The sequence below is a fragment of the Dysgonomonas massiliensis genome (assembly GCF_900240225.1).
Taxonomy (GTDB): domain Bacteria; phylum Bacteroidota; class Bacteroidia; order Bacteroidales; family Dysgonomonadaceae; genus Dysgonomonas; species Dysgonomonas massiliensis.
In genome coordinates this window covers 255,363-279,413 of the sequence record NZ_OEPV01000004.1, presented here as the reverse complement: position 1 = coordinate 279,413, position 24,051 = coordinate 255,363, and the positions used below count along the sequence as shown (strand labels likewise).

General features: G+C 33.2%; 22 protein-coding genes. 15 read left to right on the top strand and 7 right to left on the bottom strand.

Features of this window, described 5'->3' with window-relative positions; genetic code table 11:
* Window positions 1-4 precede the first annotated feature (4 nt).
* A complete protein-coding gene (locus C1A06_RS05995; RefSeq protein ID WP_101689335.1) occupies window positions 5-748 on the bottom strand; it encodes an RDD family protein in 744 nt (247 codons plus the stop codon).
* A 127-nt stretch (window positions 749-875) separates the two neighbouring features.
* Here C1A06_RS05995 and C1A06_RS05990 point away from each other — a divergent pair, with 127 nt between their 5' ends.
* The 6 genes from C1A06_RS05990 to C1A06_RS05965 all read left to right on the top strand — a co-directional run bounded on the left by C1A06_RS05990 (window position 876) and on the right by C1A06_RS05965 (window position 7,123).
* Window positions 876-1,847 carry a stage II sporulation protein M gene (locus C1A06_RS05990; protein ID WP_101689334.1) on the top strand — a complete coding sequence of 324 codons (972 nt, stop codon included), beginning with the start codon at window positions 876-878 and terminating at the stop codon, window positions 1,845-1,847.
* Window positions 1,825-2,700 carry a DUF7847 domain-containing protein gene (locus C1A06_RS05985; RefSeq protein ID WP_101689333.1) on the top strand — a complete coding sequence of 292 codons (876 nt, stop codon included), beginning with the start codon at window positions 1,825-1,827 and terminating at the stop codon, window positions 2,698-2,700. The genes C1A06_RS05990 and C1A06_RS05985 overlap by 23 nt, the downstream gene beginning before the upstream one ends.
* A 1-nt stretch (window position 2,701) precedes the next feature.
* Window positions 2,702-3,514 (top strand): hypothetical protein, encoded by an 813-nt coding sequence (locus tag C1A06_RS05980; protein ID WP_101689332.1) that lies wholly within the window; start codon window positions 2,702-2,704, stop codon window positions 3,512-3,514.
* Window positions 3,504-4,808: a DUF4350 domain-containing protein gene (locus C1A06_RS05975; RefSeq protein WP_101689331.1), complete on the top strand. Its 1,305-nt coding sequence runs from the start codon at window positions 3,504-3,506 to the stop codon at window positions 4,806-4,808. Before C1A06_RS05980 ends, C1A06_RS05975 begins: the two co-directional genes overlap by 11 nt.
* 9 nt (window positions 4,809-4,817) lie before the next feature.
* Window positions 4,818-5,795: an AAA family ATPase gene (locus C1A06_RS05970; protein WP_101689330.1), complete on the top strand. Its 978-nt coding sequence runs from the start codon at window positions 4,818-4,820 to the stop codon at window positions 5,793-5,795.
* A 71-nt stretch (window positions 5,796-5,866) separates the two neighbouring features.
* Window positions 5,867-7,123: a DUF58 domain-containing protein gene (locus C1A06_RS05965; RefSeq protein WP_245872013.1), complete on the top strand. Its 1,257-nt coding sequence runs from the start codon at window positions 5,867-5,869 to the stop codon at window positions 7,121-7,123.
* Window positions 7,124-7,194: 71 nt separating this feature from the next.
* On the opposite strand, the gene C1A06_RS05960 is transcribed toward C1A06_RS05965, so the two are convergent.
* A complete protein-coding gene (locus tag C1A06_RS05960; protein ID WP_101689328.1) occupies window positions 7,195-8,418 on the bottom strand; it encodes a M56 family metallopeptidase in 1,224 nt (407 codons plus the stop codon).
* Window positions 8,419-8,505: 87 nt separating this feature from the next.
* Window positions 8,506-8,886, bottom strand: coding sequence for a BlaI/MecI/CopY family transcriptional regulator (locus C1A06_RS05955; protein WP_101689327.1), 381 nt, complete (start codon window positions 8,884-8,886; stop codon window positions 8,506-8,508).
* Window positions 8,887-9,026: 140 nt separating this feature from the next.
* Here C1A06_RS05955 and C1A06_RS05950 point away from each other — a divergent pair, with 140 nt between their 5' ends.
* From C1A06_RS05950 to C1A06_RS05930, 5 genes are all read left to right on the top strand, one after another.
* Window positions 9,027-9,548 (top strand): NUDIX hydrolase, encoded by a 522-nt coding sequence (locus C1A06_RS05950; RefSeq protein WP_101689326.1) that lies wholly within the window; start codon window positions 9,027-9,029, stop codon window positions 9,546-9,548.
* A gap of 61 nt (window positions 9,549-9,609) precedes the next feature.
* Window positions 9,610-10,146, top strand: a complete 537-nt coding sequence (locus tag C1A06_RS05945) for a shikimate kinase (protein ID WP_101689325.1) — start codon at window positions 9,610-9,612, stop codon at window positions 10,144-10,146.
* A 6-nt stretch (window positions 10,147-10,152) separates the two neighbouring features.
* Complete coding sequence (locus tag C1A06_RS05940) at window positions 10,153-11,871, top strand: trypsin-like serine peptidase (RefSeq protein ID WP_101689324.1); 1,719 nt, start codon at window positions 10,153-10,155, stop codon at window positions 11,869-11,871.
* A complete protein-coding gene (radA, locus tag C1A06_RS05935) occupies window positions 11,871-13,235 on the top strand; it encodes a DNA repair protein RadA (RefSeq protein WP_101689323.1) in 1,365 nt (454 codons plus the stop codon). The genes C1A06_RS05940 and radA overlap by 1 nt, the downstream gene beginning before the upstream one ends.
* 97 nt (window positions 13,236-13,332) lie before the next feature.
* Window positions 13,333-14,619 (top strand): bifunctional folylpolyglutamate synthase/dihydrofolate synthase, encoded by a 1,287-nt coding sequence (locus C1A06_RS05930; protein WP_101689322.1) that lies wholly within the window; start codon window positions 13,333-13,335, stop codon window positions 14,617-14,619.
* 34 nt (window positions 14,620-14,653) lie between these two features.
* On the opposite strand, the gene C1A06_RS05925 is transcribed toward C1A06_RS05930, so the two are convergent.
* Both C1A06_RS05925 and C1A06_RS05920 read right to left on the bottom strand, forming a co-directional pair.
* The gene (locus C1A06_RS05925) at window positions 14,654-15,331 is read right to left on the bottom strand and encodes an EcsC family protein (protein ID WP_101689321.1); all 678 of its coding nucleotides are present in this window, start codon (window positions 15,329-15,331) and stop codon (window positions 14,654-14,656) included.
* Window positions 15,332-15,457: 126 nt separating this feature from the next.
* A complete protein-coding gene (locus C1A06_RS05920) occupies window positions 15,458-15,958 on the bottom strand; it encodes a TlpA family protein disulfide reductase (protein ID WP_101689320.1) in 501 nt (166 codons plus the stop codon).
* 273 nt (window positions 15,959-16,231) lie between these two features.
* On the opposite strand from C1A06_RS05920, the gene C1A06_RS05915 reads away from it, so the two are divergent.
* The 4 genes from C1A06_RS05915 (at window position 16,232) to C1A06_RS05900 (ending at window position 20,097) form a co-directional block, all read left to right on the top strand.
* Window positions 16,232-16,645, top strand: coding sequence for a YbaN family protein (locus C1A06_RS05915; RefSeq protein ID WP_101689319.1), 414 nt, complete (start codon window positions 16,232-16,234; stop codon window positions 16,643-16,645).
* A gap of 90 nt (window positions 16,646-16,735) precedes the next feature.
* Window positions 16,736-17,050, top strand: a complete 315-nt coding sequence (locus C1A06_RS05910) for a DUF3467 domain-containing protein (RefSeq protein ID WP_101689318.1) — start codon at window positions 16,736-16,738, stop codon at window positions 17,048-17,050.
* Window positions 17,051-17,308: 258 nt separating this feature from the next.
* Window positions 17,309-18,874: a cytochrome ubiquinol oxidase subunit I gene (locus C1A06_RS05905; protein ID WP_185116823.1), complete on the top strand. Its 1,566-nt coding sequence runs from the start codon at window positions 17,309-17,311 to the stop codon at window positions 18,872-18,874.
* Window positions 18,875-18,915: 41 nt separating this feature from the next.
* Window positions 18,916-20,097 (top strand): cytochrome d ubiquinol oxidase subunit II, encoded by a 1,182-nt coding sequence (locus C1A06_RS05900; protein ID WP_101689316.1) that lies wholly within the window; start codon window positions 18,916-18,918, stop codon window positions 20,095-20,097.
* Between the two features lie 75 nt (window positions 20,098-20,172).
* On the opposite strand, the gene C1A06_RS05895 is transcribed toward C1A06_RS05900, so the two are convergent.
* Together C1A06_RS05895 and C1A06_RS05890 are read right to left on the bottom strand one after the other, a co-directional pair.
* Window positions 20,173-22,149: a DUF3858 domain-containing protein gene (locus C1A06_RS05895; protein ID WP_101689315.1), complete on the bottom strand. Its 1,977-nt coding sequence runs from the start codon at window positions 22,147-22,149 to the stop codon at window positions 20,173-20,175.
* On the bottom strand, window positions 22,146-23,996 hold the full coding sequence (locus C1A06_RS05890) for a DUF3857 domain-containing protein (RefSeq protein ID WP_101689314.1): 1,851 nt from the start codon (window positions 23,994-23,996) through the stop codon (window positions 22,146-22,148). Before C1A06_RS05890 ends, C1A06_RS05895 begins: the two co-directional genes overlap by 4 nt.
* Between the last annotated feature and the right edge of the window lie 55 nt (window positions 23,997-24,051).

Below are 24,051 nucleotides of genomic sequence, written 5' to 3'. Positions count from 1 at the left end.
TATATTATTGTTGCAAAGCTAAGTAATTATAATCGTCTAGTAATTTAACGAGAAAGGAATGGTTGTCACCATCAAAGCTATATCCCGTTATTGTTTTAATCCGATCTACAAGCTTAGTGGTAAAGTATTCATTATCTTTCATTTTATTATCATCTAAAATCGAGCGTATCATCTGTATATCCCGGTCTGATAACTTATCTAAGACGTCATAATACACAACTTTATAGTTATCATTATACTCTAAATTCGGAATCTCAAGTTTATTCTTCTTGTCTATCATCAAGCTTATAACAGTAGTACCAGCTAGAATATCGCCAATACGCTGTGAATTTTTAGTTGAAAGGATTGATATAATACCAGGCATTGCGTAGAAAAGGTCTATATCTACCAGCCTAAATAACCAACGCATTAAGTAGCTGCCAAAGCTCGGCATTGATCCATTGATATTAACTACACGAATTTTAAATATCTTTTTGCCTGGACTTTGTCCTCGGTTGAAATATTCAAAAAGAAGATCGTAAAAGATTATTGGTACAGCCAAAACTATGATATAGGTATACAGAGAAAAGTAGTCATCAAAAAAGTCTGTTTCGTCTAGTTTCAACATTCTGAATGTAATATAGAAACATAGAAGAGCCCATGCCCCCTTGACCAATAAATCAACGATATATGCCAATGCTCGGAAACCTAATCCTGCTGGTTCATAATCAATAGTTACATTTTGCGGAGTTTCGACTTGAATTGACATATTATTATGTTGTAATCTTATATTTATAGCAAATTTAATTTTTTTATGATAATTGTCCTCATTATTTATAAAATTTAAAGGAATAGTTTATCTTTGTTATGCATTCCAAACACTACAGAATATATCGATGAGAGAAGCTGCGTTTATTAAAGAGAATAAAGATAAATGGCAGGAAATAGAAAATCAAACTGCAAACAAAGATATTTCGGCTGAAAATTTGGCTGAAAACTTTGTTGAACTCACTGATGATCTAGCCTATGCCAGAACATTCTATCCTCAGTCGCAGACTGTACGATATTTAAATCGATTGACTGGAGGATACTTCATAGATATCTATCAGTATAGAAAGAAACAGAAGAATCGTTTAATTACTTTTTGGACAACAGAGTTGCCACTTATCATGTATAAACATCGTAAGTGTATGTTGTATTCATTTCTCACTCTATTTGTAGGAGTATTATTAGGAGTCTTTTCTCAATCACAGGATTCTAGCTTTGCTGATAATATCCTTGGGCCTGATTATGTAAATATGACAATCGACAATATTGAGAGTGGAGACCCTATGGCTGTATACAAAAGTTCAGATGAAGCTCCTATGTTCTTTATGATATCGACCAATAATATTCGTGTCGCTTTCATAGCTTTTATTTTCGGAATATTTTTGTCAGTTGGGACAGCATACATTCTCTTCAGTAATGGTGTCATGTTAGGTACATTCCAGTATTTCTTTTACGATCAAGACTTATTATGGACATCGGTTGCCTCCATATGGCTACATGGCACTTTAGAAATATCGGCAATTGTAATTGCAGGAGGAGCAGGCTTTATTATTGGCAATAGTATCTTATTCCCAGGAAATCGTAAAAGGATTATTTCACTGCAAAATTCGGCAAAAGATGCCTTAAAGATAGCTGTAGGACTGATTCCAGTTTTCATTGTAGCTGCGTTCATCGAAAGCTTCTGGACTAGATTAACAGATTTACCAATTATCTTCAATATAGTGGTTATTGGTGCTTCAGCTTTATTTATATTATGGTATTTCTTTCTATATCCATCAATTTTAAACAAAAACTTAAATGGAAAACAAACAGAAAATTAATTTAATCAAACAAAGAGACTTCTCTGAGACATTTGACGTTTCATTCGCTTTTCTGAAGCAAAATATTGGTTCGATTCTCAGAGGGCTAGTATTTAGCCTTCCTATTATAATGGTCGGACTTTTTCTAATGCAATCCGGTCAATCCGAATTCATGGAATCATATGCGAATTTAGGAGCAATGAGTGATCCTACTGAAATATGGTCCTTATATGCTAAAATGTTCACACCTATTGCTATCATAGGATATATATTCCTTTTTTTAGGAGGTATGATAATGGCACTTTATCCACTTTGCTATGTAATACTTTACGTAAGATCTGAAAATGGGAATATTAGCCAGTCTGAAGTATGGAATCTAGTAAAAAAAGTTTTTTTACCGCTGACTGTATGCCATATTATTTTCGGATTTATCTTGAATCTGGGCTTTCTTTTATGCATTATACCAGGAATAATTGTCGGAATATATCTAGCCTTTTTCCCATATACATATGCAGCAGAAAATAGTTCTATAACTGAATGTTTTTCGAGAAGTGCTAAATTAGTAAAAGGTAATTGGTGGATTACATTTCTAATAGTATTAATAACCATCTTCTTACTTGCAATTATATATATGATTACTGCTATTCCAAGTTTTATGACTGGTTTTGCAGGAGCGTTAGGGCTCTCCGCATTTAGTAATCCAATTGCTATATATATAACTTCACTAATACCTTATTTAGGAAGTTTATTTACAACTCCATTTTTTGTAATCATAATTGGAGCTATGTATTATAGTCGAATTGCTGAGACTGGAACTGAACCGATGGAGCAGTTTATTGAAAATATAGGTACGAAAGACAATCAATCACTTTAAATTGCTAAAAAACAAAGAATATATAAAGCAGTCTTTAATAAGGTGTATTTTTATAATACACCTTATATCTATATCTCTTATTGCTAAAAGCCAAGAGGAATTTATCTCTGCACCTAACTACAATGATGAAGAGTTGGTTGTAGGCCTTGATGATTCACAACCAATAAACAATGAATTATACTCTGTACCAACTACTCGTTATCCTGATCCTGATAAAATAGATGGTTTCCGATCGGATTCTCGTTTTGAGTATGTAAAACCTGAAGCTGAAAAAGCTGATCCAACTTGGCTCGATGATTTTTTACTCAAGTTTTTTGGAGCAATCGGGAAGTTTTTTGAGTGGCTATTTGGAAGCGGAGTTCTAACATTCATAGTTATAGTCCTTTTTGTATTTGCAATACTTGTTATCGTAATGAGGATTGCAAAAATTGATCTGAAACAAGTCTTCGCTAAGAAATGGAAAGAAGAATTATCCGAAACCGATATTCTAACTGGAAATGATGAGAATATTGGCTTTAATAAATTGATACAAGAAGCTTTATCTGTAGGAGATTATAGACTTGCAATAAGATATATGTATTTACGTAATCTAAAATCATTGTCAGATAGAAATTACATCGCGTGGGCTGAGAATAAAACAAATTATAGTTATCAGTCGGAGATACAAGACAAGGATATCCGAGATCGTTTTCTTGCTACAACTATACTCTTCGATTATATTTGGTACGGGGAGTTCCCTATTAAGGAAGCTGAATTTGCTATAGCAGAAAAGAAAATGAATGCATTCAATAAAATGATAACAGATGAAAGATAAACTAAACATAATATTTAGAATTGTCACAGTCTGTATCTGTTTTATTGCACTGTGTTCTTTTCCGTCATGTACTAAAAAGACAAACTGGAAACCTACTCTGAAGAATACAGATAAAAATCCTTATGGCACTTTTATTCTTTTTGATTTACTAGAAGATATATTCGAAGAAGATAATATTATTGTAAGCAAAGATCCGGTAGGCGAGGCCATATATCCATATCTTGATGGATACATAGACTACTATGATCTGGAAGAAGGTGAAGTACAAGATTCTCTAACAATGGCATTTTATGACACTATTGTAGACGTTGAAGTTGTATCGACCTACTTATCAATAACTAAAAGCTTTGATTTGTATCATCATGATGAACTTGTATACTTGTTGGATTTTGTAGCCGTTGGCAACAATGCTTTTATAGCTGCAGAAACTTTCGATTCGAAGCTGCTTGATACCTTGGGTTTAGATGATATATACCATATCCAAGATACAGCGTTTATTCTTACTGATTATGATACTGCTAAGGTCTATAATTACAAAAGCATAATTCTAAGCAATCACAACTTAATTGATACTGATTCTTGCAAACTTCCCATACGGACATTAGCTACAAACGAGAAGCTAAAACAAAGCTCATTTGTAAAAATTCAATATGGCAAGGGATTTATATACCTTAATACTTTACCTGTAGCTTTTACAAATATCAGTTTGTTAGATAAAGAAAAGTATGATTTTGCTTTTCGTTGCTTGTCGTACATACCTAAAGAGAGCCATATTATTTGGGATGAATATTCAAAAAAATCATATAAACGCAGATATGGCGAAGACGCTAGTATGGGAGACGGACTATTTAAAGTAATGTTGAATAGCCCACCTCTTTTAGCTTCTCTTATACTTATATTTCTAGGATTTATTCTCTATATGATATTTGCTTCAAAAAGAAAGCAGCGTATTATTCCTGAAATAAAACAACCCATAAATTCGTCAATAGAATTTATGAGTACTATCAGCAATTTATTCTATAAGAAAAAGGATTATAAAGCAATCGCATCAAAGCGACATGCTTATTTCCTTGAATTTATTAGAACTAATTATTATATACCGACAGAGAATATCAATGATGAATTTATTGATTTATTACATGCAAAATCGGGTATGGATAAAAACGAAATTTCTAAAATATTTAATCTTCATAATGATATTATGTTATACTTGCATATCACAGAAGCACAGTTTATGCAGTATAATTCATTATTGGAGAAGTTTTACGATTGTGCCAAAAACAAATCAAAATAGCATACTACTATGTCAGAGGATTTAAATTTTGAATCGAGAATCGATTTCACACAGTTACAAGATAGTGTACAAAAGATAAAAGATCAGATCGGTCGTGTCATTGTTGGACAGCATCAGCTAATCGAGCAGTTGGTTGTAGCAATATTATCGAATGGGCATGTATTGATTGAAGGTGTTCCTGGTGTAGCTAAAACATTAACAGCTAAACTCCTATCGAGAACTATCAATGCACAATTCAAACGAATACAGTTCACTCCGGATTTAATGCCTTCAGATGTTCTGGGGACGAGTGTTTTCATTCCTTCTAGTGGAAAGTTTGAATATAAAAAAGGACCGATTTTCTCTAATATTGTATTGATAGATGAGATTAATCGTTCTCCGGCAAAAACTCAAGCGGCTCTATTTGAAGTAATGGAGGAAAGACAAATTACCAATGATGGAGAAACCTATACATTAGACTATCCTTTCTTGGTTATTGCCACACAAAATCCTATAGAACATGAAGGTACTTATCGATTGCCTGAAGCACAGTTAGATCGTTTTTTATTTAAAGTTCTTGTCGATTATCCGAATATTGTAGATGAAATCTCAATTCTTGAACGTCAGGATAAAGGTGAGTTAGAATCAAATTCCAAATTTGAGCCAATCGTAAGTAAAGAGGAGCTTAATTCTCTTCGACAAGATATCGAAAAAGTTATCGTAGAACGCCACCTTTTAGAATATATTGCACAAATTGTAGTTTCTACACGCCAAAGTCCGTGGATCAGCTTAGGGGCTTCGCCTAGAGCTTCATTGGCTATATTCAATGCCTCCAAAGCATTAGCTGCAATCAGAGGACGAGACTTTGTCACACCTGAAGATATCAAGGAAATGGCAGTGCCTGTGCTGAGACACAGAATTATTTTAACACCGGAAAAAGAAATGGACGGCACTTCGGCCGATACTATTATATGGCAGATTTTAGACAAGACTCAAGTTCCAAGATAGGCTTTTTTAAAAGTTTATTCTTATCAAGACGTTTTTTTATCGCATTAGCTATTTGTGTGATAACACTTTTTATGTGCTATCCGTTTCCAGCTCTTATATTGGTTGCAATCATTGAGATTATCACTTTTATAATATTAATTGCGATAGATATACTTTCTGTATACAGAATAAAAAATGGAATACAAGCATATCGTATCTGCCCAGAGAGACTATCAAATGGCGATCAGAATGAAGTTTCTCTTCATATAAGAAGTAACTATACATACACATGTTCAGTTACTGTTATTGAGGAAGTTCCTTTCCAATTTCAGCAAAATGACACCATCTATAAATTTAATTTATCACCAAATGAAGAATATGAACAAAAATACAACCTCCGTCCAACTCAACGAGGAGTATATTCATTCGGATACATAAATATATTTGCCGATGGAGTATTAAGACTTATTACACGTCGATATATATGTGGTAATGCTCAACAAGTAGCAGTCTATCCGGCTTTTATTGAGATGCATAAATATGAGCTATTAGCAGCTTCTAATCGGTTGACTGATTATGGAGTAAAACGAATACGCAGGGTAGGGAATGCTTCCGAATTTGACCAGATTAAACATTATGTTTATGGTGATGATCCGCGTACTATAAATTACAAAGCCACAGCTCGCACCAGTCAATTAATGGTTAATACTTATGAAGAAGAGAAATCTCAACCTATTTATTGCTTAATAGATAAAGGCAGAAGCATGAAAATGCCTTTCAATGGAATGACTTTGCTCGACTATGCGATTAATTCATCATTGATGGTCATCAATACAGCATTACATAAAGGTGATAAAGTTGGACTAATAACGTTTTCGAAAAATATTGATGATATTATTCCAGCCGACAAAAGCCGTAAGCAACGCAATATTATTTTGGAGGCTCTATACGCTCAGAAAACTGACTTCAAAGAACCGAATTACGAGCGTCTTTGTATTTACGTGCGTCGTAAATTGAATCAAAGAAGTCTAATTATTCTATACACAAATTTCGAAACTCTAAATGCTACACGCCGACAGCTTAGATATCTGAAGACATTAGCTAAGAATCATTTGGTTTTGGTTGCGTTCTTTGAAAATACAGAATTTGAAAAAATACTGGATTCGTCTATTGATAATGCTGAAGATGCTTTCCGTAAAGGTACTGCTGAAAAGATGAGTAATGATAAAAGACTTATTGTAAAGGAGCTTAATAGGAATGGAATTCATACAATATTGTCTAAACCAGAAGAACTTACAATTAATTCGATCAATAAATATTTAGAATTCAAAGCTAGAGGAATATTATAAAAGAGAGCTAGATAACCTATCGGTCTATCTGCTCTCTTTATATAGAAGTAAAGTAGTGTTTGTATGATTTTTTACTTCTTTGTAGTTATTAATATTGCTCCATCTTTAGCTTTTTCTCCATATTTTTCTGTGGCTGATTCACCTTTTAGTACTTCTATTTTCTCAATCTGCTTAGGGTCTAGCGATTTAAGAATATCATTTGATTGCTCTTCTCCATCTACTATTATTAATGGTTTTGAATCACCATTTGTTGAAATTAGCTTTATACCTTTTTTACTGTCAGAGGTTACATCTAGTCTATGAATCTGAACAGCATTATTGCTTTTGTCTACAGTTAAATTGAGTCCATCAGTTTTGGTAGAAGTGATTTTTATATTACTTTTCTCACTATCTGCATCTTGAATAGAAATTTTATATTCTCCCGACTCTCCTTTGCCCAAACTATCATCATTTATGGTAAATACATGAATCTTGGTTTTAGTCGTATCAGCTGAAAGCTTATTGTTTTCTATTTCATATACATAGTTCGGCTTTGCCGAAATCCATACGAAAGTACCTATTAATGGTAGGACTACCAGTGCTGTTAATTTTCTCCAAGGAGAAGTTCTCGTTTTTGTAATCATTTTCAATCGATTTAATGGTTTAATAACATTGAACGAATTAGAAAAAGAAAATATGGGCCCTTGAAGTTGTTGGTTAATTAAAATTGCGCGATACAGAGCCGGCGATATTCCTGTATCTATCACAAATTGGTCAGCCAAAAATTCGTGATTCTCTTTTTGTCTTTTTATATATTGCCACGCAATCGGATTGAACCACTGTGTAGCAATCATTATTTCGCTTATGATCAAGTCTATCCAATGATATTGGTCAACATGTGCTTTCTCATGTTTAAGAATCAAATTATATTCATCTTTAGTAAGAATATGACTATTGATAAAAATATAATTTATTACACTGAATGGTACTTCAACAGATTGATCATCAATTATTTTATATTTATTTATCAAAGTGATCTTTTTATTCTTAATTTCCTTTCGGAATTTGATGATTGAATAAATTGATCGGCAAATAATAACGAAAGCTCCAATTATATAAAACACTCCTAAAATATTCCAAATATTCATATCATTTTCAATATTTTGGGATGTTGTCGTAGCATTAACATCAGTTACAAACTCTGAAATTGGAATATATACGTCATATCGATAGTTGATCAAAGGTAAAGTAAAAGATGCTATTACTCCCCAAATTAGATATATTCTATTGAACCTGAAAAAGGTTGTTTTCTGCATTAGAACAAGATATATCAACCAAAAAATAGTGATATAAATTCCAACTTTACTAATATATATAATTAGAGTTTCCATCCTTATTTCAAGTTATTTTGTTTCAGTATCTTCTTCTGCTAGCATTTTACGTGTCTCCTCTATAACTTCATCTAGTTCATTTAAAGAAATATTCTTTTCTTTCGCAAAAAATGAGAACATAGATGAAAAAGAACCATTAAAATAATCACGAGCCATGCCAAATAACTGTTTTTTTGAGTATTCTTTCTTTGAAACAATCGCCTTGTAAACATTTGATCGTCCATCGGTACGATGAGTTACAAACCCTTTATTTTCGAGAATAGACAAAATTGTAGCAATCGTTGTTCTTGCTGGTTTATCGCTTTCAAAGCGCCTCAGAATATCTTGGACTGTTCCTTCTCCTATCGACCAAAGGATCTGCATTATTTGTTCTTCTGCTTTTGTTAGTTGCATAGTTTTTATGATTTTACAATACAAACTTATGTCTATTTTTTTAGACAACAAAATAAAATCCGTTAATTTGTCTAAATAATTAGACTGTTCTGTTTTTTAGAATCAGTTATATAATTATACCTTTGCATAAAATAAGAATAATGACTGAAGAAGAAATATTTCCAATTGTGGACGGGGAAGGTAATATTATTGGCAAAGCTAGCCGATCGCAATGCCATGATGGTAGTAAGTTACTACATCCAGTTGTCCATCTTCATATATTTAATAGTAAAGGGCAACTTTTTATGCAGAAACGTTCATCTAAGAAAGATGTCCAACCCGATAAATGGGATTCATCTGTTGCCGGACATATTGATTTTGGAGAGACTGCCGATATAGCTGTAAGGCGTGAAGCAAGGGAAGAAGTCGGTATAAAAGAGTTTATCCCCGTATATATTACAAAATATATTATTGAGACTGATAGAGAAATCGAGCTTAGTTATTGTTATTATACAATATATGACCACAAACTCAATATAGACAATGATGAAGTTGCTGATGGAAGATTTTGGGATATAAAAGAAATTAAGGAAAAAATAGGCAAGGATATTTTTACTATAAATTTTGAATCTGATTTTCAATTATTCCTCAAAGATGGGCTAGCAAAACTAGTGAAAGAATAATATAACTTCAGTTTTTTTGCTACATTTATATAATAATTAGAATCTTAATATTACTTATTACATGAATTTAATATATCTCATTGGATACATGGGAGCTGGCAAAACGACGTTAGGGTCAGCAATTGCTCAAGTATTTGATGCCGAATTTATTGATCTCGATCATTATATTCAGGGACTACACAATAAAACCATTAATGAACTTTTCGAAGAGTATGGTGAATCGGGTTTTAGACGTATCGAAAGTGATTCTTTAAAATCGCTCAGTAAGTCTGATAAACGAATTGTGATTGCAACTGGAGGTGGTGCTCCATGCTTTTTTGATAATATGGAAATTATGAATGGTAGCGGAATTACTATTTATCTAAAAGCAACTCCTAAGGCTCTATGCCAAAGATTAAATATTCCTGAACATAAAATGAAAAGGCCTCTTATAAAAGATAAAAATGAGGTAGAATTATTGGAATTTATCGAAATCAATCTCAAAAAGAGAGAGCCATTTTATAATCAGGCGAAAATAATTTTCGAGACGGAGTATTTAACTTCTCGAGAGAATGTTTCAGAGCATATAGAAAAACTACAATCAATTATCAGCTTTTAGAGTAATATGAAAATAAAAATCTCAATACTACTACTCATTTTCTCATTTGTTAGTTCAAATGTATTTTCCCAAATTAGTGAAGGAGGAGTGCCTCCCAGCTTTAAATTAACAAGTGCAAGAAGTACTAGCTCTAGCCGAATAAATGAATATAAAGTAGAAGCTAATAAAAAACAAATAAATAAATTACTTCGTGAGGAAGCTTTTAATATTAGCCAAACGAAGCCATCGCCAATAGCTACAGTTTTACCAGTAGATTATAATTTGACTGAAGATGGTGATTGGATAACGATTCAGGACGACATACGCATTTGCCGGCTGAAAATTAATGCCCCAGATGCTCTCGGAATAATATTAACTTATAGCAAGTTTTTCATTCCAGAGGGTAATAAACTCTTTATATACAACAAGGACAAAAGCCAAGTATTAGGAGCATATACAAACATAACGAATCCTGATGGCGGCAGTTTTTCTACTGAAATAGTATATGGTGATGAACTAACTCTAGAATATGTTGAATACAATAATATTCCTGCAAATATTCGAATTTCAAGTGTAGGATATGGATATCAAGGTATTGTGAATTATACCAAATTGGCTGACGAACCTGAAGGATTTAACAAATCTAATTATTGCCAAGTAAATATTAATTGCACTGAGGGAACGGACTGGCAAACTGAAAAAAGAAGTGTAACTCGTATTTATGCACTAATAGGAAATATATGGTACAGAAGTACAGGAAGTTTAATAAATAATACGAGTAATGATAAAGATCCTCTTTTGCTTACTGCCGCACATTGTATAAAGGATAGAGGTATTATAGCTGATATGTCTAGTATTCAATTTTATTTTAATTATGAATTTTCAGGTTGTGTCAACGAAAAAAAAGTACCGGAAGGTTATAAAACAATTGTTGGTGCAAACATATTAGTATTAACTCCTCTACAAGGTGGTTCTGATGGTGCATTGTTGAGATTAAACGATCATATACCTGATGATTACGATGTATATTTCAATGGTTGGGATATTTCGGAGCAAATATCAAAAAGCGGAGTAGTAATTCATCATCCTAGCGGTGATGTAAAAAAAATATCTACTTATAACACTCCTATTCGAAGTAACACTTATACAGATTCTGATGGTGCAGCAATGAATAACGCACATTGGGCGGTTCAATATACTGAAACATTAAATGGTTTTGGTTCTACCGAAAAAGGCTCCTCTGGATCACCACTATTCAATCAAGAAAAATTAGTTATTGGAACTTTAACTGGAGGTAATACTAGTTGCAGCAATACTTCAGGAACTGATTATTATGGTAAATTATCATATCATTGGGATAAGAATATTAGCGAAGTACATTATATGAAACCTTTTTTAGATCCAATTAATGCAAATGTCAAAAAAATGTATGGACTCGCCAATATTGATGGTAAACCGATTGATCCAACTCAGCCCGATGAGTCTGCACGAGATGCTTTTTCATTCTGGTCTGAATATAATAGCGATATACTAAAGATTAGGCTTAAAGATAAGACTGATTATATAAAGCATATATCTATATCCAACCTGGCTGGATATAACGTCTATCGTAATCCAGATGTTAAATTTGAAGGAAATGTAGATCGGAGTTATTCTATACCAACAATAGGTTGGACAAATGGTATATATATTATACAATTAGAAACGACAAAAAATATAAAATACAGCTTCAAAATAATTAAATAATGGCTAAAATAAAGGTTGCATACTTCTGCAACAACTGCGGAAATGAATCGCCTAAATGGGTTGGAAAATGTCCTATATGTGGCGAATGGAATACCTATGTGGAAGAATCTGTCATCAAATCAACTCCACAAAATAAACGTGGACATTTATTTGAAGCTGATAGGACGAAACCTCTTCGTCTAAAAGATGTTACTACTGGCGACGATCCGCGAATAGATATGGGTGATAGCGAGTTTAATAGAGTTTTGGGAGGTGGTATGGTACCAGGCTCACTTATATTACTCGGTGGTGAACCCGGAATCGGAAAATCTACTTTAATATTACAGACTGTATTAAACCTTGATAAAATAAAGACTTTATATGTTTCGGGAGAGGAAAGTTCAAGGCAATTAAAAATGCGTGCTGATCGGATCAAAGAAAGCAGCGAAAATTGTTTTATTTTATGTGAAACAAATCTTGAACAGATATTTACTCATATAAAAAACGTCGAACCCGATTTTGTTGTTATCGACTCAATACAAACTATATATACTGATACTGTCGAATCATCACCCGGCAGTGTATCGCAAGTAAGAGAGTGTGCAGCTGGTATTTTGAAGTTTGCAAAAGAAACGGGTACTCCCGTTGTACTTATTGGCCATATTAATAAAGAAGGAAGTATAGCTGGTCCGAAAGTATTGGAACATATTGTTGATACAGTACTTCAGTTTGATGGTGATCAACATTATATGTATCGTATTTTGCGAAGTATAAAAAATCGTTTTGGAAGTACTGCTGAACTAGGAATATACGAAATGCGGCAGGATGGGCTCCGCCAAGTTAGCAATCCTTCCGAACTGTTATTAACGCAGAATCATGAAGGGCTAAGTGGTGTAGCGATTGCAGCAGCTATAGAGGGGATACGTCCGTTCCTTATTGAGACTCAGGCATTAGTAAGTACAGCAGCTTATGGGACACCGCAGCGATCAGCTACGGGATTTGATATCAGAAGGATGAATATGTTGTTAGCAGTATTAGAAAAACGAGCAGGATTCAAATTGATGCAAAAAGACGTATTTTTAAATATTGCAGGTGGTCTACGTGTTAATGATCCGGGAATGGATCTATCGGTATTGAGTGCCGTGCTTTCATCGAATCTGGATATAGCTATTGATCGAAACATCTGTATCACCGGAGAAGTAGGTCTATCTGGAGAAATACGCCCGGTAAATAGAATAGAGCAGCGAATATTAGAAGCAGAGAAACTTGGATTCAATAGAATACTTATACCTCAGAATAATTTGAAAGGTTTCACTTCTAAAACTAAAATTGAGATTGTTCAAATTCGTAAAGTTGAAGAGGCGTTTAGGGAGCTGTTTTCGTAAATAGTTAAAAATTAAATAGCAAATCGCTATATAGAGAATAATATTTCCTAACTTGCATAGTTTAATACTCTAATTTTGGAACAAATTATTTGATTTGATGAAATATACTAAGACAATTGAATATTTATATAATCAGCATCCTGATTTTCAAAGAGTAGGAGGGAGTGCTTATAAAGAAGGACTAGACAATAGTTTGGCCCTCGATAAATTGTTTGATCATCCTCATACCAAATTCAAAACTATACATGTAGGAGGAACTAATGGAAAAGGTTCTACATCGCATACTTTAGCTGCAATTCTTGAGCAATCAGGATATAAGGTTGGCTTATTCACATCGCCGCATCTAGTTGATTTCAGAGAAAGAATCCGTATTAATGGAGAGAAAATATCTAAGGAGTATATCGTTGATTTTGTAAATACATATAAAGACGATTTTGAGCCAATTAAACCATCATTTTTCGAATTAACAATGATGATTGCATTTAAATATTTCGCTGATGAAAAAGTAGATGTTGCAATCATTGAAGTTGGTTTGGGTGGGCGTCTTGATAGTACTAATATAATTACTCCTGATCTTGCTATAATTACTAATATAAGCAAAGATCATACACAATTTTTAGGGGATACACTTGAGAAAATAGCGATAGAAAAGGCTGGTATAATCAAGAAAAATGTGTCTGTGATCATTGGAGAAGCTCAGGATAGTATTCGTCAAATATTTCAAGATACAGCGGAGAGAGTAGGGGCACCTATTATTTTTGCTGAGGATCAAGATCTTATTTCTTCTTCAATAAAAACAGCTAGCGGATGGCTGTTTTTAACTCGTGACTTCGGTTCAATGAAAGGTGAACTTCGTGGTTTAGCCCAGCAAAAAAATGCTTCAACAATTTTAGCAGCAGTAAATGTTTTACAACAAAAAGGTTATCATATCTCAACTAAAGCTGTTCAATCGGGTTTCGCATACGTAATGGAGCTTACCGGATTACAAGGAAGATGGCAGATATTGCAGCAGCATCCACGTGTAATATGTGATACGGCTCATAATGAGGGGGGGATTAAATATATTGTAGAACAATTAGCCACCGAAAGATATAACAAACTTCATTTCATTATCGGAATGGCTGGAGATAAAGATGCATCAGCAGTTATCCATTTATTACCTAAAAATGCTACGTATTACTTCACGAAAGCAGATAGTCCCCGTTCGCTCAATGAAGTAAAGCTTCAGGAGATTGCGATGGAAAATAGTCTTCAAGGAAAAAGCTACGTATCTATTAAGGAAGCTATAAACAAAGCTCGAGAACAAGCATCGATAAATGACCTAATATTTATTGGCGGTAGTAATTTCGTTGTAGCAGAAGCTTTAGAGTATTTTGATAAATAGCAGTTTAGTTTTTGAAGTAAGGTATTTAGATTGATTATTGAACTTCTTCAATATCAATCGCATCAGGTAATATCTCGAAAACTTGTTTCATTTTTTCTTTCTCATCGATAAATATCTTCTTAGCTACTTTTCCTATTATACGCGTTGATACGGCATCTAATGATCCCCCGACAACACCACCTAATACAGGGACAGCTTTACCTAAAGAGGTTGCCCCTTTTTCGCCTATTTTTGTGGCAAGCTTTGTACTTAATTGATTAACTAAGGAATTAACTGTTCGGATTAAAACTTTTTCACTGATTCTGACGCTAACATTTTTGAGAAGTTCTTTTGCACCATTACCTACCATGCATAAGTAAATAAATGTCTTTACTTTGTCACTTCTTATATCATGTCCTCCCATATGGGCAATAGCACATATCATCCGTATTTGGACATACATCACACTGGCGATATTGGCCGGAACAGCAACAGGTAAAGTAATTAAACCTCCAATACCGGTAACAAATCCGCTGGCTGCCGATTTAGCTACTTGCCATTTGATCAAAGAATCAACTTGCTCACTCAATGATTCTCCTTGTGATAGATACTCATTGGCTAATTCATATGCAGAGTCAACTCCGGAAAAGCCGGTAACCGCTTTTGTATAAGACCAGTCTAAAACTTTTCCTATAATATTCTTATCTGGTAAATTATCGTTTTGTTGTGTCATGTTATATTTTTCAGCCCATGATGAAATACTTTTTTCCCTGGGACATTATTTCAAATATATAATAAAAAAATAAAACGCTCTACTTTTTAATAAAAGTAAAGCGTTTTTAATAATTCATTTTGAAATTTAGTTCAAATACTCATCAATATTCTGCGGTGACAGATTCATAGCTAAAATCTTACCTTCTTCATCCAGTAAATAGCTTTTAAATCCTTTTGTCAAACGATAGCGCTTTTTTAATGCATCTTTCGAATCTTGATCTGCCCAAAACTGATTGGCTATATCAACCTTATCAAATGCAATTGTTTTTTCAAAAACCGCTTCACTTTCATCCAAAGAAACAGAAATCAATTGTATAGCATACTCAGATTGCTGTAATTTCTTTGCCATCAGAACATTTTCAATGTGAGAGGCTGCATCATAGGCTGCCCAAAAGTTTACCAATACTTTTTTTCCTCTCAATTCAGATAAATTCAGTCTAGTTCCTTTTTCTCCTTTAAGATTTTCAATCAGAGGAAATAAATCTCCTGGAGAAATACCTTCCGAAGGTCTAGTATTCTTTGATGTACTGAATGCTAATACTGCGAATAACAATCCAGCTATCAAAAAGTACTTTAAGTACTTCATAAAATAATAATTAGGTTCTCACTGAAGTCTGAAAATAAAATGATCAGACTTTCCCAATTTTTGGGAACAAATAAGGCTCAACTTCGCCAAGTATAATTACACATATTTGTTTTTCGGTCACAAAATTACTATTTTCTTTTGAAATATGGAAATAGTCGCCAAATTATACCTCTACGGATTAGACTTATTTCATTTTTTTTACTTTCTTTGTATATTAAGATACATAATAGAACTTACGCTCATTTTCAGGAAAATACAAATAATTTTAGTTATATGCTAAGATTGATCTTCATATCATTAGGGATTATTTCTCTTACAATCGGATTAATTGGAATAGTTACACCGGGGATTCCAACGACTCCATTCATACTATTAACAGCGTACCTATTTACTAAAAGTTCACCTAAATTACTTGAAAAACTAAAAGCAAATAAAATCACTAGTAGGTACTTGAATAAAGTGAATGGAGGACTCAGTGTTAAAGAAAAGTTAATTTCGATTGGATTGATGTGGTGCATGGTTTGTTTCTCTGCATTTGTCATTTTCGACTATGGTAAATGGCGTTTCATTATATTGACAATGGGACTTATTGGGACTATTGCACAATTGATAGTATTGCGCAGAAAAAAAACAGCTTCATTAGCTATTGAAGAAAACCTTATTAATGAGAATGAAAAACACGTATAAACAGCATCAATACTATTATTTGGCAGATTGAAAATTTTGATTTTAGTTTTTTTTTACTTTCTTTTGTAATAAAAGTAAAATTGTTTTAAAATGGAAGATAATAAAGAGCAAGATAATCAGGTGCAAATTGAATTGAGTGAAGAAGTGGCACAGGGTACATACTCAAATTTAGCAATCATATCTCACTCATCATCCGAATTTGTTATTGATTTTGTTAGAATATTGCCAGGATTACCTAAAGCAAAAGTTAAATCAAGAATAATATTAACACCCGAACATGCTAAAAGACTACTGTTTGCGTTGGGTGAGAATATAAACCGGTTTGAAAGAGTGTCAGGGCCAATAAATGTTAGTGATCCGGAAGGTTTCTTACCTCCAATAGGGGGCACAGTCGGAGAAGCTTAATTTAAAAAAAACGATATCGAAAAAATAATAAATTAAAAATCATCAATTAGCAAGTATCATCAATGAATAGACTATGAGAGTAAAAAAACATTAAACTTTTATCAGTTTTTGATATTCATCCATTCTTCTTTTCTGACTATTGAACTTGAATTTTGAGATAATGAAGAAAAGCGAATATTATGTAAATGACCGACTCTATGAGAGATGAAATTAAATTTAATGAATTATCAACTATTATAAACAAACTTTAGATTAATCATTATGGAATTACTTAGTGCGTCGTTAATTGACTGGTCGAGAGCCCAGTTTGCTATGACAGCAATGTATCACTGGTTGTTTGTCCCGCTAACTCTAGGTTTGGGGGTTATTATGGCAATCATGGAAACAATGTATGTCAGGACAGGAGATACGCAGTGGAAACTCACTGCTAAGTTTTGGCAAAAAATATTCGGAATCAACTTTGCTATTGGTATAGCTACAGGGTTGATTATGGAATTCCAGTTTGGTATGAACTGGTCGAACTATAGCTATTTTGTAGGTGACATTTTCGGTGCACCTCTAGCTATCGAAGGTATTGTTGCATTCTTTATGGAAGCAACGTTTATTTCAATTATGTTCTTTGGTTGGAACCGAGTAAGCAAAAAAATGCACTTGGCTTCAACATGGTTAACAATTCTAGGAGCTACTATCTCAGCATGGTGGATCCTTGTAGCAAACTCATGGATGCAATATCCGACAGGTATGGAGTTCAATCCAATAACTAGCCGTAACGAAATGGTAGACTTCTTTGCTGTAGCATTGTCTCCAATGGCAGTAAACAAATTCTTTCATACTGTTGTTTCTTCTTGGATTTTAGGTTCAGGATTTGTAATTGGTATTGCTGCTTGGTATTATCTAAAAAACAGAGATACTAAATTTGCATTGCAAAGCATGAAAATTGCTGCTGCTTTTGGACTAATCGCAACAATTTTGACGCTATGGTCTGGACACGGATCAGCTGTTCAGGTTGCAGAAAAGCAACCAATGAAATTGGCTGTAATGGAAGGTCTATATGAAGGAGGTACAAATGCAGATCTTATAATGTTTGCTATACCTAACCCGTCTAAAGAAAGTTATAACGATGGTAAAGATCCTTATCTTTTCCCTCCAATAGCATTACCAGGTGGACTTTCGTTCTTAGCTTATTCTGATTTTGATGCTTATATCCCTGGTATTACGAATATCATCGAGGGTGGATACAAACTACCTGATGGAACAACAGCTTTATCATTTGAAGAGAAAAAGGCTAGGGGAGAGAAAGCTAAAGAAGCTTTGAAGAATTTCCTAGCTGCAGAGAAAGATGGTAACGAAACAGAAATGGCTGCTCAGAAAGCTATTCTAGACGAGAATTATTCTTCATTTGGATATGGATTCTTAGAAAAACCTGAAGAGTTAGTACCACACGTAGGTCTTACATTTTGGGCATTCCATGTGATGATTTACACTTGGGGAGCATTATTCTTAATATTCTTACTTGTAACTTTCTTTGCTTTCAAAGATAAGATCTCAAATAAAAAATGGTTACTACTATGTGCAATACTGACTATTCCGATTGCATATATTGGAAGCCAGGCAGGATGGATTGTTGCTGAAGTTGGTCGTCAGCCATGGGCTATACAAGATGTATTACCTCTGAAAGCTGCAGTATCTGCCATCTCAGCAGGAGCCGTACAAACTACGTTCTTCGTCTTCTTAGGATTATTTACGTTGCTACTTATCGCAGAAATCGGAATCATGGTGACTCAAATCAAAAAAGGTCCGGCAAAATCTGATGACGATAAATAAAAAGGCTCTAATTTGTTCACTTAAATTAAAAAGATACAATTATGTTTACATATGAATTTCTACAACACTATTGGTGGTTCATTATTAGTCTTTTAGGAGGTCTATTAGTGTTTCTGCTATTTGTTCAGGGAGGACAATCAATGCTGTACTCTTTACCGAAGAATGATAAAGAAAGTATGATATTGGTTAACGCCCTTGGACGTAAATGGGAATATACATTTACAACTTTGGTTACTTTCGGAGGTGCATTCTTTGCTTCATTCCCATTATTCTATTCGACAAGTTTCAGTGGAGCTTATTGGGTTTGGGCATTAATCTTATTATGCTTTGTTGCTCAAGCTGTTTCTTATGAATATATGAATAAGCCGAATAACTTTTTAGGCGCAAAAACTTATAAAGGTTTCTTATTTGCTAATGGAGTATTGGGAACATTCTTGATAGGAGCCGCAGTAGCTACATTCTATACCGGTTCTGAATTTACAGTAGGTAAAGGAAATATTGCTAATGTATTGACTGGAGATGCAACACACACAGTAGCTATCAGTGCATGGCAAAACTCATTGCATGGACTTGAAGCTCTAGCTAGCCCTCGCAGCTGGTTATTAGGTATAGCAGTTCTTTTCTTAGCTCGTGTACTTGCTTGTCTATTCTTTATCAATAGATTGAAAGAGGAAGAGTTAGTGAAAAGATCACGCAAGCACCTTATTATAAATACAGTTCCTTTCCTTGTAGGATTCTTGGGATTCTTGATATGGACACTACTTGCTGATGGATTCGGTGTTGATCCTACAACAAAAGATGTAATAATGGTTCCTTACAAATATTTCATGAACCTTATTGAGATGCCTATTGTTGCTGCATTCTTCTTACTTGGAGTTGTAGCTGTGCTTTGGGGTATTATAAAAACTGTTTTGGATAGCAAATATACAGCTGGTATTTGGTTTGCAGGAGTAGGGACAGTACTTACGGTTACATTCTTGCTTGTTATTGCAGGCTGGAACAACACAGCATACTATCCATCTGTAATAGAAACAGCACCTGGTGTTTTCAATAATTCATTGACTATTGAAAATTCTTCTTCAAGCTTATTTACATTAGAAGTTATGTCTGTTGTATCACTTCTTGTTCCGTTTGTGCTAGCATATATATTCTATGCTTGGAATGCACTAGAGAAGAAGAAGTTTGATGCTAAAGACCTTAAAGAAGATGGACACGTATATTAATTCTTCTTTAATCGAACAATAAAAATAGACCTCGAAGTGTGTACTTCGAGGTCTATTTTTATATGCTATATTTGATTATTTTTTGACCAGAACTACCATTTCCGAAAATCGACCAATAGCTCCTGCAAACATTGCTTTCAATATATTATACTCACCTGCCGAAAATATATTCTTATTCATTTCATATCCTGCTTCAATGATAATTTTATTTCCATCTACCTTAGCATCATAATTAATAGCCATTGTCTCATTTTTAGGGTGAGAAGATTTAGGAATAAACTCAACTTCATAGCCATCTGGGATTTCAATTACAGATTTATATTTCTCACCTTGAATGAAAATCATATCAATAGGTAAATTCCTTGAATTTTTCTTAAATGGATTTTCTTTTATAGATAGATCACAGAAAGGTTTTATAAATATTTTATCAGAAGCGCCTTCGATCTGCTGATTAAATTGGAAACTAGCTATGAATTCTTTATCTCTTTCTTTGTAATTTTCTACTTTTACGCCATTTATAGCATCAATATTATGCTCCTTTTTAAAGTAAGAGGACAAATCTTCTTTATTAAATAAATATTGTTTCCTATAATGGAATGCATCATTTCCAGAAGCTGTATATTTAGTGGCAACAGTCTGCTGCCCCTTATCTAGATCAATTTTGATATTAAATTCTTTTGTTGTTGTAGATATTCCATTTTGAACTATAAATGTCCAAGATTCAGCATTTTTAGGTTTTACAATTAATCCCGACACATTTACGCACCTAGAAGGTAGCTCATTATATGCAAGTAAAGACTCTGTTGCATCGACGAAATGTTCTTCTTCGCCAATCTTTACAACAGCCAAAACATAGTCAAAAAAGGATATAAATGGGTGATTTTTACTAACTGTACCATTAGATCGTGTGCTAATAATCACCGGATGTGCGTCTAAATTAGCAGCACGTAATAGACCGATAAGATATAGATTCAAATTAGCAGAGTTTCCAGTTTTTTGTTTTATAAAATTAGATAGTTTTTCACCATCAATATATCGTCCACGATAACCATTCCAATTATACATCATTTTAACATGATCGGAAATTATCTTTACTTTTTCAAGGTCTGATTTACCCTCTAATCCTAGAGTAGGGAGTACTTTTTTAGCTTCTTTTTCAGTTGCATTAATATATTTTCCAAAGTATTGAGATTTAATTAATTCATTACAAATTTCTGGCCATGTACTCATGTAAGTCTTTTTTACTCCATTCATTTGAGTATACTCAGAGAGTTGCATATTCAATCTAATGATATAATCATTAATAGATGTAATAAATTCTTCATCCCGAAAAGCAGGTAAATCCCTCATTCCGAATGTATATTCGACCTCTCTATATTCTGCAGGCCCAAGACGCTGTGTATTATTTAGAACCTTGGAATTAAAATTGTCGAATTTATTTCTTCCGGTAAGAATATAAGTATAAGTATAGAATGGTATCGCCTTGTATTTGAGTTCACTAAATAAAACTGGTATCTTCCTTTGGAACCTCCATTCACGCATTCTGAAAATATGAGGTGTCCGGATAGTATAACTTACTTCTATGATTGAGCCTTCTTTTACATTAGGTAGAGTAAATGTCTTTGATTTATAATCGTCTCTATGTTTTTTTTCGAATATAGAGTTTTTTTCTAAAGTGGTCGTCCTTAATTCTCCATTTTCAAAATTATAGGTAACGCCTTTAATATCCATTACTTCTTCCCATGATTGAAAATCATCATAAAAAGGGATATCGAATGTAGCATAATCTATTCCGGCTTGTTTCAGAATCTTTATTTTCACTTTATTTACCATATATATTTCGAATCCTCTACGGTCATCGTAAATAAAAGAATAGTGACCATTATGGGAAATAACTAACGCTTCTGCTTCAGGATCTTTATCATAACTGGTCATATCCATTTCGTATTGGGTTACTCGCCCTAAATCGAAATTGAAATTTTCTTGTCCATGTATTTGTGTAAAAAAGGAAGATATTCCTATAATATAAATAATTAGCTGTGTGTGTTTCATAAAATCTCTATATAAAAGTTTTTTAATTCACTATTAGTAACATGTGTTATGAATCGATGGAATTCATCGTATTCTTTTAAACTATATCTACCATTATATAGCTTAAATTCTTTATTAATTATTAAAGTGTGTTCGTTTTCTATATGGTATTCAACTTTATAAATACCATAAGGCGTATCAATCAATATATTATCAGGAACTTTATTTATTTTAAAATCATTGATATGATAAATGATTGAATCCGATTTATATATAGGATTATCGATTTGAAGATTCTGCGTCCTGTTTACAGGCAACTCGAATGCTGTAAAACTCCAGCTAAATGGTGTTATAACTAGATTATTTCCGTATTTCTTTACTGCATTATCAATTCGGAATGATGTATTTAACTCTGTATAGCTACTGTCTCTATCAGTATCTTTAAAGTTTAAATTGTCTAAACTATATGACCCTATAAGAATATTCTCATGTATATAGCTGTCTGCTATATTTTTATTTATTCCTTTTTGAATAACTTTATAAAGTTCATAATTACGGCCCCGTTGTTGCGAATATAACTTTCCATTAACATAAACATTGTTTACTTGTACATCAAATAAACGTGTACTATTCACATCCTCAATATTAGCAGTAGGTATATCAATCAAACAACTATTATCTTTATCTACAAGCAAAGCTTTTCTTCCTTGATTGGATGTAGGAATATAACCGAAAGCTAGATTTTGGCTTGTACACTCAAGAAATATAGTGTCCTTATCAATAGGTAATGTTAATATTACATGGTTAAAAGGATCGTGAGGGAAACTTGTGTCAAAATCATTTACCGAATCATCAGAATCAATCAAAGTATAATAGGATCGGATTCCCACATATTTTAGCATTGCCTGCATATAGTTAGTTAGAGCTTTGCAATCGCCATATCTGTTTGTACACACATATTCTGCAGGATGCGCCTGAAGACCTCCGATTTTTGTAGAGATATTGATATATCTAGTATTATCTTGCATATAGTGATAGAGTATTCTGGCTTTTTCTTTTGCCGATGTGATATCTTTAGTCAATTCATAAATTTTTATTTTTTCAGAATTTGGCAATTCATCACGTCCTTCGTTTAATCTCCACATCCAGTTTCCAAAAGATTGCCAAGTATCAAAGCTACCTGCTAAGCCCACTTTGAAATTTTGAGGTACAATCTTCAGTCGCGGCGCAAGTATAGAATTTCTATCAGCCCATGCTTCATATTTCATAGGAGGGTCGTTATTAAATCTCCAAGTATACTTCATCCATCCTTCAAACGATTCTATTTCAGGCTCATTTATATTTTCTTGGGTAAATTTTATTGGCTGACTTGTACTAGTCTCTACTATTAATTCATAATTTTTAATTTTTTGTAAAGTTCTCGAACAATCAATATCTGCAATTGTTAAGAATTTCGATCTCTCACATTCATAGTTATAAACTAACTGATACGGCCTTTGATTATGAGTTAATTCAAACGTTTTTAAATATCTATCAGTATAAAGGCTTGAACTGCTAACAGCACTTATATCCACAATCTCATTCTTTTTTAACTTGCGAATCACATTACCTGATATATCTTGTATCCAAGCATCTTTAATTTTCACTTTATCACCCCTCGAATAATAAATATGCACATTGGCATCATTATCACCCATGCGTGTATTTATCTGTATTATTCTCGAACCAGATTCAACGATTTTATCTCCCCTTAACTGATAATAGGTCTTTGATTCTATAATCTCACTTTTATATTTCTGAGCAAAGCTTGAATTCAAAAATACAAACAGAAATAAGCCAATAATGATTGACTGCAGCTTGTTCTTCATTTATATTTAGATTTATTAAATCAAATGTAAAAAAATGTTTACGTATAAACAAAAA